We start from the raw sequence: 701 nt of genomic DNA on the forward strand, positions 1-701 counted from the left end.
ACGATTAATCCTGGCGAGAAAGTGGCGATTATCGGCCGTATCGGCTCGGGTAAAACCACGTTAGAGCGTCTCATCATGGGCTTATACCAACCGACAGAAGGTCATGTTCGCATTGATGACACCGACATCGCGCAGCTTCATCATGTCGATATTCGCCGCAATATCGGGTGTGTGGCGCAAGATTCCAATCTGTTCTTTGGCTCCATCCGCGACACCATCACGTTAGGCCGTCCATTACCCGATGACCGTGACGTGATGGATGCAGCCAATCGTGCGGGTGTGACCGCCTTTACGCAATCGGATCCAGCAGGTTTGGAGCGTCAGGTTGGTGAAGGGGGCGCAATGCTTTCTGGCGGTCAACGTCAGGCGGTGACGATTGCTCGCGCGTTCCTTGGACGTCCTCCGGTACTCTTGATGGATGAACCAACCAGTGCAATGGACAACCGCTCAGAAATGCACATCAAGCATCAATTGGCGCAGTTAAAACCGAGCGAAACGCTGATTTTGATTACACACAAAACGTCGATGCTCGATATCGTAGATCGCGTGATTGTAATGGAAAAAGGCAGCGTAATTGCAGACGGTCCAAAATCTCAAGTGCTGAACGACTTGAAGCAAGGTAAGGTTAGAGCAGTTAGCTAATCTCTGAAATCAAGAAAGCCATTATTGAAATACAAAGCCCCGTTGAATCGAATGTTTCA

Annotated in this window: 1 protein-coding gene; it reads left to right on the forward strand. The window is 50.1% G+C overall.

Going from position 1 to position 701, the window contains the following annotated elements:
• On the forward strand, positions 1–642 hold a 642-nt coding region (locus R7O13_RS27100), incomplete at its 5' end, for an ATP-binding cassette domain-containing protein (RefSeq protein WP_318305229.1).
• Positions 643–701 lie beyond the last annotated feature (59 nt).

It is taken from the genome of Vibrio sp. Y176 (assembly GCF_033438945.1).